Genomic DNA, 15,157 nt, shown 5'->3' on the forward strand with positions numbered 1-15,157 from the left:
GTCGGCGGCGCGACGGCGCCGAACGTCGCCGTGCCTCCAGCCAAGGCCCGCCAGGCAGGCTCTAGCACTCCACGACGGCGGCGCTCGTCGCCGTCGTCTCCAGGGACACCGCCAACACCCGGGTGCCCTTGGGGTGTTGCTCCTCGATCACTCGCTGCAGGGTCATCAGGACGCCGGTCGGTCGCCCGCATCCGGTGATGGGGGTTCGGTGTGAGCCGAAGCGTTCCCGGAAGCGGCGGTCGAAGGCCGCTGTCTCGGTGTGCAGTGCGACGAGGTCGATCCGGGACCACGGTGTACCGGCCTCGCGCAGGGCGCGGCCGATGAGCCGGTCGAGTTGCCGGTCGTCGATGCGCTGGTTCGCGGTGCTCTGGCCCGCGGAGCTCTGGTCCACGGTGATCTGGTAGTCGGCGGGCCGGTTGCCGGTGCTCCGGGTTTCGGTACTCCCGCCGGTGACGATGGAACGGACGCGGTGGTGCGGCCAGTCCTGCTCGGCGAGCAGAACAGCGGCGCAGCCGTCGGCCATTGGCGCCATCACCAGACCACGGCGGAGCGTGCCGTCGGCGATCAGATGACCGGCCACCCTGGCGAGCAGCGCCAGCGCGCCGGTGCCGCCGTCCGCGACCCGGTACGAACAGGCGCGGCCGACGCCCAGCGCGTCCAGGCCCTGCCGCGCGGCGAGCTGGGCCTGTGCGGTGCCGCCCGGCGCGGTACCGCAGACGAGGTAGTACGGCAGCACCAGATCCGCTGCCGCCAGTCTCGCCCGCGCCAGCGCGTCACCGGTCGCCGCACCGAGTTCGCTGGAAGTGCCCACCGAACGGATGCCTATCGCCGCCGCCTTCATGCCCTCGTCCCTCCCTGCCTTTCCGTGTGATGCGATCCGGTCCGGGTGTGGACCGCCGCGTACGGCAATGTATGCGGCATGGGCGGGCATCTCGGGCATGTCGCACCCGTATTGACTTGCCTCTGGCGTCCGGGGAGTTCTTCTTTACGAGGCGTTGATACGCAGGTGACAGTGCGGCTCAGGCTTCCGGTACCGGCTCGGGTGACGGCCCAACGTAGCGGGCGTCCGGGCGAATGATCTTGCCGTCCACCGCCTGCTCCGGGATGTTGGCACTCCAGCCACCGACCACACGGGCGCAGGCGAACGTCGGGGTGAACATCTCACGGGGCAGACCGCACAGTTCCATCACCACGCCCGCGTGGAACTCGACGTTGATGTGGAGTTCACGGCCTGGCTTGAGCTCGGCGAGTACCTCCTCGACACGTCGCTCGACCTTGATGGCGAAATCCACCCGCGGCCCGCCGAACCGCCGTGCGATCTCCTTGAGCATCCGCGAGCGCGGGTCTTCCGTGCGGTAGACGGCGTGCCCGAACCCCATGATGCGGTCGCCCGCCAGCACCCGTTCGCGGATCCATACGGCACTTGCGCTGCTCGCCGACGACGATCTGGCCGCCTCCACGGTCGTCGCCCGAGTCGCCGCCTCATCCCGCGCGAACCCGTACGCGGTGGTCTCGGCCGGGCTCGGCGCCCTCGACGGCCCGCTGCACGGCGCCGCCAGCGGGCTCGCGCACCGCATGCTGACCGAGGTGCTGCAGCGCGGCAGCGCGGCCGCCGTGGTCTCCGACCATCTGTGTACCGGGCGCGCCGTGCCCGGGCTGGGCCACCGGCTCTACCCGGGCGAGGATCCGCGGGCACGGGCGCTGTTCGAGCTGCTGGCGGACGTTCCGTCAGCCGAGCGGACGCTGGATGCCGCGCGGGCCGTGGTGCGGGCGGCGGCCCGCGATGTGCCGGTGCACGCCAACGTCGATCTGGCGCCGGCGGTGCTGTCGGTCTCCGCCGGGATGCCGAGCGAGGCGGGCGAGACGGTCTTCGCGGTGGCCAGGACGGCGGGCTGGATCGCGCACGCCCTGGAGGAGTACGCCGAACGTCCGCTGCGGATGCGCCCGCGCGGCCAGTACACCGGCCCTCGTCCGCCCCAGCCGCTGCCTTGACCGGGCGCGAGCCGGTGCCTTGACCGGGCGCGAGCCGGTGCCTTGACCGGGCGCGATCAGTTCGCGGCGTCGACCGCCGCGAACTCCGCGTCCCGTGCCAGCAGTTCGGCGTCCTCCGGTGCCAGCCGCGCGTCGCGGCGGACCAGTGCGGCATACCGGCCGTCCATCGCCAGCAGTTCTTCGTGGGTGCCGCGTTCCACTATCCGGCCGTGGTCCAGGACCACGATCTGGTCGGCGTCGCGGACGGTGGACAGCCGGTGCGCGATGGTGATGGTGGTCCGTCCGGCGGCCAGCGCGTCGATGGCGTCCTGCACGGCGTGTTCGGTACGGGTGTCGAGGGCGCTGGTCGCCTCGTCGAGGATGAGCACCGGCGGATCGCGCAGGATGGTGCGGGCTATGGCGAGGCGCTGCTTCTCACCGCCGGAGAAGCGGTAGCCGCGCTCGCCGACCACCGTGTCGTAGCCGTCCGGCAGTCCGGCGATGTGGTCGTGGATCTGCGCGGCCCGGGCGGCGGCGGCGAGTTCCTCGTCGGTCGCCTCGGGCTTGGCGAACCGCAGGTTCTCCGCGACCGAGGCATGGAAGAGGTAGGTCTCCTGGGAGACCACGCCGACCGCCCTGGAGAGGGTGTCGAAGGACAGGTCCCGCACATCGACGCCGTCGACGGTGACCCGGCCCGCGGTCACGTCGTACAGCCGCGGCACCAGGTAGCTCAGCGTGCTCTTGCCGGAGCCGGTGGCACCGACGACCGCGAGGCTGCCGCCCGCGGGAACCGTCAAGTCGATGCCGGACAGGGTGGGTTCGGCCGCGTCGGCCTCGTAGGTGAAGTCGACGTGCTCAAAGCGCACATCGCCGCGAACCGTGTCCAGCCGTACCGGATCGGGGCGTTCGTTGATCTCCACCGGCAGATCCAGGTACTCGAAGATCCGCTGGAACAGGGCTATCGAGGTCTGCACCTGCACACCGGTCTGCAACAGGCTCACCGTGGGCCGGAACAGGCCCTGTTGCAGCGAGACGAACGCCACCAGCGTGCCGATGGAGATGGTGGGCCCGCCGAAGTGCAGGGCGATTCCGGCCGCCCAGTAGATCAGGGCGGGCATGGCGGCCATGACGATGCTGATGGTCGACATCCGCCACCGCCCGGCCATGTCGGATCGCACCTCAAGGCTGACCAGTTGCTCCGACTCGTCCTCGAAGGATCGGGTGAGCGAGTCGGCGCGGCCCATGGTGCGGCCCAGCAGGATGCCGCTGACCGACAGCGACTCGGTCACGATGGCGGACATCGCGGCCATCTGCTTCTGCCGCTGCGTGGTGATCTTCTTGCGTTCGCGGCCCACCCGGCGGCTGATCGAGACGAAGACCGGCAGCAGCAGGACGGAGGCGACGGTCAGCCGCCAGTCGAGCGCCAGCATCGCCACGATGGAGGCGATGACGCTGGTGGTGTTGGAGACGATCGAGGTCGCCGTGTTGGTGACGGTGGCCTGCATTCCGCCGATGTCGTTGGCTATGCGGGACTGCACCTCGCCGGTGCGGGTGCGGGTAAAGAACGACAGCGACATGCGCTGCAACTGTGCGTAGACGGCGGCCCTCAGATCGTGCATGACGCGCTGGCCGACGGTGGTGGAGATCAGGGTCTGCAGCACACCGAAGACGCTGGTGACGACGGCGGTGGCGATCATGCCGAGGGCGAGCAGGCTGAGCAGCCCGGTGCGGCCGTGCGGGATGGCGGTGTCGAGAATCGCCCGCAGCAGGAACGGCGAAGCGATGGAGACCAGCGAAGAGGCCGCGACCAGCAGCAGGACGACGGTCAGCCGCCCGCGGTAGGGGCGGAACAGCCGGAGGATCCGCCGTACGTCGGCGGGCTGCTCCGGATCCCTCAGCGGCGGGGTCCAGTCGATTTCACGGGAGTGGGGGTTCATGTGCTCCTACGGAGGGCTCGGGGACATGTGGATGGTCCTGGGGCGCCGCCACATACTTCGCCGACGGCGTCGCCATATGCGAGCGTAGTTCATTGTTACCTATACTCACAATGAGTTTGATCCTGATAACCTTTGCCCATGACCACGGAAGCGGCGCCATGACCACCGAAACAGGGGAAGCCACCGGCAACCTCGCCGATCAGCTGCTCCGGCTGACCCGGCGGCTGCACCGCGTGCAGAAGCACCATCTGCAGCCGCTGGGCATCACGCCCGCCATGGCGCGGCTGCTGCGCACCGCCGCACACAGCACGGAGCCGCTGCGCATGGTGGACCTCGCCCAACGCCTCGACGTGGTGCCGCGCGCGGTGACCACACTGGTCGACGGGCTGGAGTCCTACGGAATGGTGCGCCGCGTCCCCGATCCGGCGAACCGGCGGGTGGTGCGGGTCGAGCTCACCGACGACGGCCGCGCCGCACTGGAGCAGCTGCGCGCCGCGCGGCGCGCGGCCGCCGAGGAACTCCTCGCCCCGCTCGATCCGGACCAGCGCCGGCAACTGGGCGAGCTGCTCGCCACGCTGGTGTCCGACCCGGAAGGGCGCTGCCAGCGCGCCTCCGGCGAATCCTGACTTCCGGCGCTGTCGTGGCTTTGTCGTGGCTGGCGACGGCCGGATGGCCGCCGGTCCACCTCATCGTGGTTGATCGCTGTCGCGGCGAATTTCCCCGTGGTTGATCGCCGTCTGGGCGGAATCTCACATCGCCGCGATGAGGTGGCGGACTTTCCCGTCGCCGCGATGGCTCGCGGCACGGACGGCGCGAAACCGGCAGCGCCGAGCAGTCGTGGCGAACTGCTCGGCGCTGATGGGCAGTACGCGGCGCCGCCGCGCACCCGGCGCGGGTATGAGCCCGCGCCCTGTCATCCTCCGAGGAGGCCCAGCGCCACCCCGCCGCTCACTCCGCCTATGCCCATGAACAGCGGCATCAGCACCTTGATCTCCACCCAGCTACCGGCCTTGAAGCGCATGAAGTGCGGTGTGCCCATCGGGTACCAGCGCTTGCGGCCGATGGGTATGGGCCACAGGATCGGGCAGCCGGAGACGGTCATCGCATCACCGAGGCAGTGCACCAGCGCGCCGAGGGCGACGGGCACTCCGATCCACAGGTAGTGCTGTTCGGGCTGGGTGAACAGCCATGTCTTGCCCATACCGGGGTCGTCGAGGACCCCGGCGAGCAGCCAGGCCCCTGTGGCACCGAGCAGCCAGACCAGGACGTGGTGGCCGCCCTTGACTTCCTTCCACAGCAACCCGTCGACGGCGAGCACCAGATGGACGAAGAGCACCGCGAGCACGCCCCAGCGGCCGCCGTAGGTGGCGATCGCCGACGCCCCCGCGCCGCACCCCACCGCCCACACCAAGGTGTGGGTCAGGGTGCGGTGGCCTCCGTTGCGGTGCGGGTCGCCCTTCGCACGGGTGGCGTTGTAGACGCCGAGGGACAGCTTCTCGACGATCTCGCACAGGCCGCGGGAGAGCGGTCCGAAGGCGCGGGATATCGTCGCGGGCTTGTGGTCGAGGTCCGGCGCGAGCGCGGCGCCCGCACAGATCAGGGCGCCGACGACCAGGGTCGGCCAGGGCATCGGGTGGTGCATCCCGGCGGCGACCGCGCCCACCCCCAGCCATGCCGCCGCTCCGGACAGTGAGTGCGCCGGTCCCATCATGGTTGCTGCCCCGCCCCCTTCAGCCCGCCCAGGGACGGGAGTTGATGCTTCTGCGACCGTACAGCCTATCGGTGAGTGATCTTCGTTCCGACGGCCGGTTCCCGGTTGGGCACCGAAGGCAGGCAAGATGGGTGGGTGACCCTTATCGACCAGCTCCCAGCGTCCCCTGATCCCGATGCCCTCTTCGAGGCGTTCTCGTCGTGGGCGCAGGAGCGGGGCATCGCCCTGTATCCGGCCCAGGAAGAGGCGCTGATCGAGGTGGTCTCCGGGGCGAACGTGATCCTTTCGACCCCGACCGGCTCCGGGAAGAGCCTGGTCGCGGCGGGTGCGCACTTCGCGGCGCTGGCCAATGACCAGGTGACCTTCTACACCGCGCCGATCAAGGCACTCGTCTCGGAGAAGTTTTTCGACCTGTGCAAGATCTTCGGGACCGAGAACGTCGGAATGCTCACCGGCGACGCGTCCGTGAACCCGGACGCGCCGGTCATCTGCTGCACCGCCGAGGTGCTGGCGTCCATCGCGTTGCGTGACGGCCGGGACGCCGATGTCGGCCAGGTGGTGATGGACGAGTTCCACTTCTACGCGGAGCCGGACCGCGGCTGGGCGTGGCAGATCCCGCTGCTTGAGCTCCCGCAGGCGCAGTTCCTGCTGATGTCGGCGACGCTCGGCGATGTGTCGCGCTTCGAGGAGGACCTGACCCGGCGCACCGGGCGGCCGACCGCCGTGGTCCGCTCGGCGACCCGGCCGGTGCCGCTGAGTTACGAGTACCGCACGACGCCTATGACCGAGACGCTCACCGAGCTGCTGGACACCCACCAAGCCCCGGTCTACATCGTGCACTTCACGCAGGCGGCGGCGGTGGAGCGGGCGCAGGCGCTGATGAGCATCAACATGTGCACCCGGGCGGAGAAGGACGCGATCGCCGAACTCATCGGCAACTTCCGCTTCACCACCAAGTTCGGCCGGAATCTGTCCCGGTTCGTGCGGCACGGGATCGGCGTTCACCACGCGGGCATGCTGCCGAAGTACCGGCGGCTGGTGGAGCGTCTCGCGCAGGCCGGGCTGCTCAAGGTCATCTGCGGAACGGACACGCTGGGCGTGGGTGTCAACGTGCCGATCCGCACGGTGCTGTTCACCGCGCTCACCAAGTACGACGGGTCGCGGGTGCGGGTGCTGCGGGCCCGGGAGTTCCACCAGATCGCGGGCCGGGCCGGGCGGGCCGGGTTCGACACCGCTGGCCTGGTGGTGGCGCAGGCTCCCGAGCATGTCATCGAGAACGAGAAGGCGCTGGCCAAGGCCGGTGATGACCCGAAGAAGCGGCGCAAGGTCGTCCGCAAGAAGGCGCCCGAGGGCTTCGTCAACTGGTCCCAGCAGACCTACGAGAAGCTGATCGCCGCCGACCCCGAGCCGCTGACCTCTCGTTTCAGGGTCACCCACGCGATGCTGCTGTCGGTGATCGCCCGGCCGGGCAACGCCTTCGACGCGATGCGGCGGATGCTGGAGGACAACCATGAGCCGCGCCCCGCCCAGTTGCGGCACATCCGCCGCACCATCGCGATCTACCGCTCGCTGCTGGACGGCGGAGTCGTGGAGCGCCTGGCGGAGCCGGACGCGGAGGGCCGCATCGTCCGGCTGACCGTCGACCTGCAGTCGGACTTCGCGCTCAACCAGCCGCTGTCCACCTTCGCGTTGGCCGCCTTCGACCTGCTGGACCCCGAATCCCCCTCGTACGCGCTCGACATGCTCTCGGTGGTCGAGTCCACGCTGGACGATCCGCGCCAGATCCTGGCTGCCCAGCAGAACAAGGCGCGGTCCGAGGCGGTCGCCCAGATGAAGGCCGACGGGGTGGAGTACGAGGAGCGCATGGAGTTGCTCCAGGATGTGACCCATCCCAAGCCGCTGGAGGAACTGCTCTTCCACGCCTACGGCGTCTACCGCAAGAGCCACCCCTGGGTCGGCGACCATCCACTGTCGCCCAAGTCCGTCGTCCGCGACATGTACGAGCGGGCGATGACCTTCACCGAGTTCACCTCGCACTACGAACTCGCCCGGGCCGAGGGCATCGTGCTGCGCTATCTGGCCAGCGCGTACAAGACGCTTGACCACACCGTGCCGGAGGACCTCAAGTCCGAGGATCTGCAGGATCTGATCGCCTGGCTGGGCGAGATGGTGCGCCAGGTGGACTCCAGCCTGTTGGACGAGTGGGAGCAGTTGGCCAATCCGCAGGAGGAGACGGCGGACGAGGCGGCGGATCGCGCCGACCAGGTGAAGCCGGTGACCTCGAACGCCCGCGCCTTCCGGGTGCTGGTCCGCAACGCGATGTTCCGCCGGGTGGAGCTGGCCGCGTTGGAGAAGTACGAGGAACTGGGCGAGTTGGACGGCGAGTCCGGCTGGGATGCCGACGCCTGGGCGGATGCCATGGACGCCTACTGGGACGAGTACGAGGACCTGGGCACCGGTCCGGACGCGCGCGGTCCGAAACTGCTGCAGATCGAGGAGCAGCCGCAGCACGGGCTGTGGAAGGTCCGTCAGGTCTTCGCCGATCCGCAGGGCGACCACGACTGGGGCATCAGCGCCGAGGTCGACCTGGCCGCCTCCGACGAGGAGGGCCGTGCCGTGGTACGGCTCACGGATGTGGGCCAGTTGTAAACAGGGGCCGCGAAGGTACGCTGCCCCCGCCCGAGTTCGACCCGAGGGAGATCCGATGACGAGTCCCGCAGAGCGGCTGGTCGACCTGCTGGATCTGGAGAGGATCGAGGAGAACATCTTCCGTGGCCGCAGCCCGCAGGAGCGGCTGCAGCGGGTGTTCGGCGGGCAGGTCGCGGGACAGGCCCTGGTGGCGGCGGGGCGCACCACCGATGGACAGCGCCCCGTGCACTCGCTGCACGCGTACTTCCTGCGGCCGGGTCGACCCGGCGTGCCGATCGTGTACCAGGTGGAACGGGTCCGGGACGGGCGGTCCTTCACCACCCGGCGGGTGGTCGCCGTCCAGGAGGGACGCACCATCTTCAACTTGACCGCCTCCTTCCACCTTCCCGAGCCGGGTTTCGAACACCAGCTGCCGATGGCCGAGGTGCCGGGTCCCGACGAACTGCCGAAGCTTCCCGATGAGTTGCGGACCCATCTGGGCACCCTTCCGGAGCCGCTGGAGAGGATGGCCCGACGACAGCCCTTCGACATCCGCTACGTCGAGCGGCTGCGCTGGACGCCGGAGGAGATCGAGGGCGCCGAACCGCGTAGTGCGGTGTGGATGCGGGCCGTCGGCCCGCTCGGGGACGACCCGCTGGTGCACACCTGTGCCGTGACCTATGCGAGCGACATGATGCTGCTCGACGCCGTCCGGGTCCCGGTGGAGCCGCTGTGGGGCCCGCGCGGCTTCGACATGGCCTCGCTGGACCACGCGATGTGGTTCCACCGCCCCTTCCGCGCCGACGAGTGGTTCCTGTACCAGCAGGAGTCGCCGATCGCGACGGGCGCCAGGGGCCTGGCTCGGGGCCAGATCTACGACCGCGAGGGCAGGCTCCTGGTCTCGGTCATGCAGGAGGGCCTGTTCCGCAAGGTGGGCAACTGAACCGCGGGCTCAGCGCCGGGTGGTCCGGCTCAGCGCACGTCGATGGTGAAGGTCCGCGAGACAAGGTGCACCTTGGGGTGCTTGTCCTTGGGGGACGAGCCCTCGATGAGCGCACCACGGAACTGAACGGCGCCCCTGTGCTGGGCCCGTATCGACATGTTGAGGCCGCCCCCGCCGTTGTAGGCGCCGTGTGAGCACCTCAGCGTCCGCCAGTCCGAGTGGCCGGAGCGCTGCTGTATACAGAATCTGTTGTACGTCGAGTTGTCGTCGTCGCCGTCCCCGGTGAGGTGGATCAGTCCGCCCACGCGTGCGTTGTGCGGACTCGCCGAGAAGTAGATGTCGGACTTCGCCCAGGCAGAGGTGCTGGCCAGGCCGATCGCGGAGATTCCCACGGCGGCGATGACAGCGGCGCGCATCGAGCGGCGATGGTGGTTGAACATCGGCTTCCCTTCGCTGAGACAGGTGGTCAAACGGACTCGGTACGGCCCAGCCTCTTCCCCGTTGGCCAAGGCCTGTACTGCGAGTGGTCTAGTCCGTGTAGCTAAACAGACAGCGGAACCACAGCCTCCGTTGCGCTTCCGTCTGTCACCGTTCCGCAACAGGCCTCACCTGTCCCGTACTTCTCCGCATTCGCATGCGTCTCTCATTGGTTCCGTGGAGTAGTCGCCGCCAGGACCGACGGCGCCGCCCCCACCCCGGTGAAGCAGCGAGCCCCCATGGTGGCGGCTGGGTGTACGGCGGCACCAGCTCATCGGCCGCCGCCGGGAACGCGCTCACAACCTGCGACACCGAGACTTCCGCCAGCCCGTCCTTCACCCATGGAGCCGGGGGCGCGGCGCGGGCCCTGTCCAGCGCGTGCCCCAAACAGAGCCTGCCGAACATGACCTCCTCGGGGTCGTCGGCCACAAGCTGGGCCTCGATCACCGCGCGAGCGGCGTGCATCCCCGGTCTCCCGTGCGGCAGGGCGGGCAGTAGCTCGCGAAGGTGATCCCGCTCACTCGGATCCGGCACCATCCGCACCACTTCCCGCGGACCGAGCAGAGCGGCCCATACCGCCGCCTCCTGCCAGGCGTCGTCGGCATCGGCGACCAACCGCTCCACCCGCCGGGCCCGCCAGCCGCGCGCCCGTAGATCACCGTCCGCCTCGACACGGGCCCGAAGTTCCGCGGGCAGCCTTCCGGCCAGCAGTTCCCCGTGCGCCGTGGCGAACTCCCGTACCTCACTGGCGAGGTAGAGCCACACCACGGCCTGATACCGGTTGACGTACCAGCGCGCAGGGCGGAAGCAGCCCGCTCTGGCCAACTTGCCGAACCGGGCGCGACTGGTGCCGAGCAGTTCCGCACCCGCCGCCGTGCCCACCAGCCTCAGCCGGTCACGCAGCGCATCCGGAAAGCCCTGCCCGGCCCGCAATCGTTCCAACTCGGCTCGTGTCACCACCCGGCACTCGCTCACCGCCTCGCGGCCCTCGCCCGGCACCGTGCGAACCTCGCCGAGCTGCACCGCCAATTCGAAATCCCCTTGGTTCAGGCCGAGTTCGGCCCGCGCCGCCGCCAGACCGAGCACATCCTCCGGCCACTCCCGCACGATTACCATCTGCTGCCCTGCGACACGCATGATGAATCCCTCCGTCTTCCCGGTCACTTTCCGAGCGACCTTCGATCACTGTCAGTAATCACGATAGCCCCGCGCCCGGTCATCGCGGGCCGCCTGTGGATAACTCGAAATCGGCGCTCGCTTCCGGCACCGGACGCGCGTAACGCCGCCGACGGCCCGGGCGATGAAGGGCGGGTACGGGGAGCATCGGACGAGTTGTGGAGAGTATGGCCGGATGACACGCATCACGGGTGGGACGGCGCAGGCGCTGGCACGGTGCGCGGCGGTGTTCGAGGCAGGTGATCCACCCCGCACCGGAACCATCGCCTTCTGGGACCCGGCGGGCGACACACCGCGCACGCCGGTCGATGAGGAGGTCGGCACGCTCGGCGAGATATCCGTCGTCGTGCCGAAGGGGGACGACCGCGGCGGGTCGGTGAGCACGCGGACCGTTCCGGCGCTGCGCCTTCCCGCCGCCGACGCGCTGCCGGTGCTCACCGTCGCGCGGCGCGGCGCGGGCGGGCAGGCCCACCCGGCGGCCGCCTTCTGGGGCGCGGCCGCGGTCCTGGCGCTCCAACTGGTGGCCCGCGGCCGGATACTGCCCGGGGTTTCGCCACAGGACTTCGACGCCTGGCGGGTCGGCCCCCTGGACGCCGAGGACATGCGCCGCATCCGCGAACTCGCCGAGGCCATGCCCGCCGAGGCACGCGCCGTACCGCTGCCGGGAAGTGGAACGATGCCGGGCAGCGATCCGCTGCCCGGCGCCGCCCCGCCCCGACTCGCCGATGCCGACGCCCTGCTGCGCGGGTTCCTGGACGCGGTGGCCGACGCCCTGCCGCGTACCGCGGCCGCCGTGCGCGCCGCGGGTGCCCCGGCCTTCGCCGCCGCCAAGCAGCAGCACGTACCGCAGTTGCGCGGCTGGGCCGACGAGGTCGCCGCGGGACTGGACGCGGGCGTACGGCTCTCGCTCCGGCTCGAAGTGCCGGGCGGCGTCGAGGCACTGGGCGCGTCGGCTGACGACGGCGCCTTCCGCGCCGTCGTCCAACTGCACAGCCTCGCGGATCCGACGTTGATGACGGACGCCGCCGCGCTCTGGGACAGCGCGGACCACGGCTTCGGGGAACGGGCCCGGATCGACGCCGCGCTCGCCGTGCGGCGTGCCGCGCGGGTGTGGCCGCCGTTGGGGCGCCTGCTGCACCGTACCGTCCCTGACGAACTGTCGCTCGCCGACGGGGAGATCTCCGAGCTGCTCGCCGGGGCCTCGGCGCGCCTGGCCGCCGCCGGGTTCGATGTGCACTGGCCCAAGGACCTCATCCATGACCTCACCGCCACTGCGGTCGTGGGGCACACCGACGCTCCGCCCTCGGACGTCAGGGGGTTCTTCGGTACCGACGGACTGCTCGGCTTCGACTGGCAGTTGGCGCTGGGTGACAGCCCGCTGACCGCCGCCGAGATGGACCGGCTCGCCGAGGCGCACCGCCCGGTGGTGCGGCTGCGCGACCGCTGGACGCTGGTCGACCCGGATCTGGTGCGCAAGGCGCGCATGCGGGAGCTGAAGCCGCTCACCGCAATCGAGGCGCTGGGCGCTGCCCTCACCGGTACGGCGACCGTCGCGGACGAAACAGTTCCGGTCACTGCGACCGGTTGGCTGGCGGCGCTGAAGGAGCGGCTGGCCGATCCCGACGACGTCCGGGAGGCGGTCGTCGCCCCGCCCGGCCTCGCCGCCACATTGCGCGACTACCAACTGCGCGGCCTGCGGTGGCTGGACCGGATGACGTCCCTCGGGCTCGGCGGGTGTCTGGCCGACGACATGGGCCTGGGAAAAACGATCACCTTGATCGCCCTCCATCTGCACCGCCAGGCGGCCCCTGCGACCGAGGGGCCGACACTGGTGGTGTGCCCGGCCTCGTTGCTGGGCAACTGGGAGCGGGAGATCGAACGGTTCGCGCCGGGCACGCCGGTGCGCAGGTTCCACGGCGGCGGCCGGTCCCTGGACGGCCCGCGGAGCGGATTCGTTCTGACCACCTACGGGACGATGCGGTTGGACGCCGCACAACTCGCCGAGCGGACCTGGGGGCTGGTGGTCGCCGACGAGGCCCAGCACGTCAAGAACGCCCGCTCGCGGACCGCGAAGGCGCTGCGCCGTATCCGCGGCGGTGGCAGGGTGGCGCTGACCGGCACCCCGGTGGAGAACAACCTCTCTGAGCTGTGGGCGATCCTCGACTGGACGACGCCCGGTCTGCTCGGTTCCCTCAGTGCCTTCCGGGGCCGCTGGGCCAAGGCAGTCGAGGGCGGCGACACCATGGCGGCGGAGGAACTGGCCCGTCTGGTGAAGCCGTTCCTGCTGCGCCGCCGCAAGTCCGATCCGGGGATCGCCCCCGAGTTGCCGCCGAAGACCGAGACCGACCGTCCCGTGCCGCTCACCCGGGAGCAGGCCGGGCTGTACGAGGCCGCGGTGCGCGAGGCGATGGAGGAGATCAGCGGCAGCAGCGGCATGGCCCGGCGCGGCCTCGTCGTCAAGCTGCTGACCGCCTGCAAGCAGATCTGCAACCATCCGGCGCAGTACCTCAAGGAGGACCGGCCGGTGCTCTCCGGTCGCTCGGGGAAACTGGAACTGCTGGACGAGTTGCTGGACACCATCCTCGCCGAGGGTGGCGCGGTGCTGGTCTTCACGCAGTACGTGGCCATGGCTCGGCTTCTGCGTCACCATCTGCGCGGCCGGGGTGTTGAAACCCAACTCCTTTACGGCGGAACGCCGGTGGCCCGCCGTGAGGAAATGGTGCGCTCCTTCCAGGACGGCGAGGTTCCGGTGTTCCTGCTGTCGTTGAAGGCGGCGGGAACGGGTTTGAACCTGACCCGCGCGGATCACGTCGTCCACTTCGACCGCTGGTGGAACCCGGCCGTGGAGGAGCAGGCGACCGACCGCGCTCATCGCATCGGCCAGTCGCGACCCGTGCAGGTCCACCGATTGATCGCCGAGGGCACCATCGAGGACCGCATCGCCGAGATGCTGCGGTCCAAACGCGAGCTGGCGGAGGCGGTGCTGTCATCCGGCGAGGCGGCGCTGACCGAACTGTCCGACGCGGAACTCACCGCCCTGGTCGAGTTGAGGAGCGCACGATGAGCGACGGCGCGGCAAGCGGCACCGAGGACACGGTCCGCGGCTTTCCCGCGTTCCCGCCACGGCGTGGCGGGCGGGGCCGGTCATGGTGGGCGAAGGCCTGGGTGCGGGCGATGGAGGAGACCTCGCTCGACTCGGCCCAGTTGGTCCAGGGCCGCAGGTACGCGGCGACCGGCCGGGTCGGCACGATCACCGTCAGCGCCGGCCGGATCGCGGCGCCGGTGCTGGGAGCGGACGGCACCGCGTACAACACGGTGGTGTTCGTTGACCGGTTGACCAGCAGTGAGTGGGAACGGTTCCTGGAGCAGGTGGCGGCCAAGGCCGGGCGGATCGCCGCCCTGCTCGACCGCGACATGCCGCACGATCTGGTCGACGCGGCCGGGGAGGCGGGGGTGCGGCTGCTGCCCGGCATCGGCGATCTGGAACCCGAATGCGACTGCCCGGGCTGGGAGTTGCCCTGCCGCCATGCCGCCGCGCTCGCCTATCAGGTGTCGTGGCTGCTGGATGAAGACCCCCTCCTGCTCATGCTGCTACGCGGCCGAGGGGAGCGGGAGTTGCTGACGCGACTGCAGCGGTACGGGGACACCGCGGCCGAGCGCTCACAGCGCGGTCCGGACCACGGGATACCAGCCGCCGAGGCGTTCGCCCGGGGCGTGCCCGTGCTGCCGGACCCGCCGCCGCTGCCCGCGGACCGCTCGCCGCTGCCCGCACCGCCCGACGCACCCGGCGTGGATCCGGCCGCGCTGGTGCTGCTCGCCGCGGATGCGGCCCTGCGCGCCCGTGAGTTGCTGGCCCGCACGGAGGACACACCACCACCGGTACTGACCGTGTGGCAGGACACGGTACGGCTCGCCGCGACACATCCGGACGCGGAACTGATGGATCGGCTGGGGCGGGCGTGCGGGCGGCAGGGCGAACTGCCGCGAGCCGCGCAGGCCTGGGGTTACGGGGGCCTGGCGGGTCTGCGCGTCCTGGAGGAGATGTGGAGTCCGCCGCGGCCCGAACTGGCCCGGTCCCGGGACGCGTTGGGCGCCTCCTGGACGGACGAGGAGAGCGGCGTGCCGCCGGAGCTGAGCGTGCACCGCAACCACTGGACGCTGGTCGGACGTGGTCTGCAACTGCGCTACGGGCGCGATGGCCGCTGGTACCCGTACCGCCAGGAGGACGACGGGTGGTGGCCCATCGGCCCGCCGGAGCGGAACCCCGTCACCGCCCTCGCCGAGCTGCTCGGCGGCTGAGTTCGGGCAGCGCGC

General features: G+C 70.5%; 12 protein-coding genes. 6 read left to right on the forward strand and 6 right to left on the reverse strand.

Annotation, left to right across the window (positions count from 1 at the left end; genetic code table 11):
- Positions 1-61: 61 nt before the first annotated feature.
- On the reverse strand, positions 62-841 hold the full coding sequence (locus tag P2L57_RS11910; protein ID WP_275812494.1) for a hypothetical protein: 780 nt from the start codon (positions 839-841) through the stop codon (positions 62-64).
- Between the two features lie 178 nt (positions 842-1,019).
- Positions 1,020-1,559 carry a citrate/2-methylcitrate synthase gene (locus P2L57_RS11915; protein WP_275812930.1) on the reverse strand — a complete coding sequence of 180 codons (540 nt, stop codon included), beginning with the start codon at positions 1,557-1,559 and terminating at the stop codon, positions 1,020-1,022.
- Between P2L57_RS11915 and P2L57_RS11920 the strand changes: the two genes are divergently transcribed.
- Entirely contained in the window at positions 1,447-1,992 is a 546-nt protein-coding gene (locus P2L57_RS11920) for a citrate/2-methylcitrate synthase (protein ID WP_275812933.1), read from the forward strand. The two genes, P2L57_RS11915 and P2L57_RS11920, sit on opposite strands and share 113 nt — an antisense overlap.
- A 56-nt stretch (positions 1,993-2,048) precedes the next feature.
- On the opposite strand, the gene P2L57_RS11925 is transcribed toward P2L57_RS11920, so the two are convergent.
- Entirely contained in the window at positions 2,049-3,908 is a 1,860-nt protein-coding gene (locus P2L57_RS11925; RefSeq protein WP_275812497.1) for an ABC transporter ATP-binding protein, read from the reverse strand.
- A 158-nt stretch (positions 3,909-4,066) separates the two neighbouring features.
- Here P2L57_RS11925 and P2L57_RS11930 point away from each other — a divergent pair, with 158 nt between their 5' ends.
- Positions 4,067-4,534: a MarR family winged helix-turn-helix transcriptional regulator gene (locus P2L57_RS11930; RefSeq protein WP_275812499.1), complete on the forward strand. Its 468-nt coding sequence runs from the start codon at positions 4,067-4,069 to the stop codon at positions 4,532-4,534.
- Positions 4,535-4,821: 287 nt separating this feature from the next.
- Here the strand turns inward: P2L57_RS11930 and P2L57_RS11935 are convergent, their stop codons facing one another.
- Positions 4,822-5,619 (reverse strand): metal-dependent hydrolase, encoded by a 798-nt coding sequence (locus tag P2L57_RS11935; RefSeq protein WP_275812501.1) that lies wholly within the window; start codon positions 5,617-5,619, stop codon positions 4,822-4,824.
- A 135-nt stretch (positions 5,620-5,754) separates the two neighbouring features.
- Between P2L57_RS11935 and P2L57_RS11940 the strand changes: the two genes are divergently transcribed.
- A complete protein-coding gene (locus P2L57_RS11940; protein WP_275812504.1) occupies positions 5,755-8,268 on the forward strand; it encodes a DEAD/DEAH box helicase in 2,514 nt (837 codons plus the stop codon).
- A 55-nt stretch (positions 8,269-8,323) separates the two neighbouring features.
- Positions 8,324-9,190, forward strand: coding sequence for an acyl-CoA thioesterase (locus P2L57_RS11945; protein WP_275812507.1), 867 nt, complete (start codon positions 8,324-8,326; stop codon positions 9,188-9,190).
- Between the two features lie 29 nt (positions 9,191-9,219).
- Here the strand turns inward: P2L57_RS11945 and P2L57_RS11950 are convergent, their stop codons facing one another.
- A complete protein-coding gene (locus tag P2L57_RS11950) occupies positions 9,220-9,630 on the reverse strand; it encodes a hypothetical protein (protein WP_275812510.1) in 411 nt (136 codons plus the stop codon).
- Between the two features lie 145 nt (positions 9,631-9,775).
- Positions 9,776-10,804 carry a DUF6397 family protein gene (locus P2L57_RS11955; protein WP_275812513.1) on the reverse strand — a complete coding sequence of 343 codons (1,029 nt, stop codon included), beginning with the start codon at positions 10,802-10,804 and terminating at the stop codon, positions 9,776-9,778.
- A 214-nt stretch (positions 10,805-11,018) separates the two neighbouring features.
- Here P2L57_RS11955 and P2L57_RS11960 point away from each other — a divergent pair, with 214 nt between their 5' ends.
- Together P2L57_RS11960 and P2L57_RS11965 are read left to right on the forward strand one after the other, a co-directional pair.
- Positions 11,019-13,907 carry an SCO1167/SCO6262 family helicase gene (locus P2L57_RS11960; protein WP_275812516.1) on the forward strand — a complete coding sequence of 963 codons (2,889 nt, stop codon included), beginning with the start codon at positions 11,019-11,021 and terminating at the stop codon, positions 13,905-13,907.
- Complete coding sequence (locus P2L57_RS11965) at positions 13,904-15,142, forward strand: SWIM zinc finger family protein (RefSeq protein ID WP_275812519.1); 1,239 nt, start codon at positions 13,904-13,906, stop codon at positions 15,140-15,142. The genes P2L57_RS11960 and P2L57_RS11965 overlap by 4 nt, the downstream gene beginning before the upstream one ends.
- Positions 15,143-15,157: the final 15 nt, after the last annotated feature.

Origin of the sequence: Streptantibioticus ferralitis (assembly GCF_029223525.1) — a bacterium.
Classification (GTDB): domain Bacteria; phylum Actinomycetota; class Actinomycetes; order Streptomycetales; family Streptomycetaceae; genus Streptantibioticus_A; species Streptantibioticus_A ferralitis.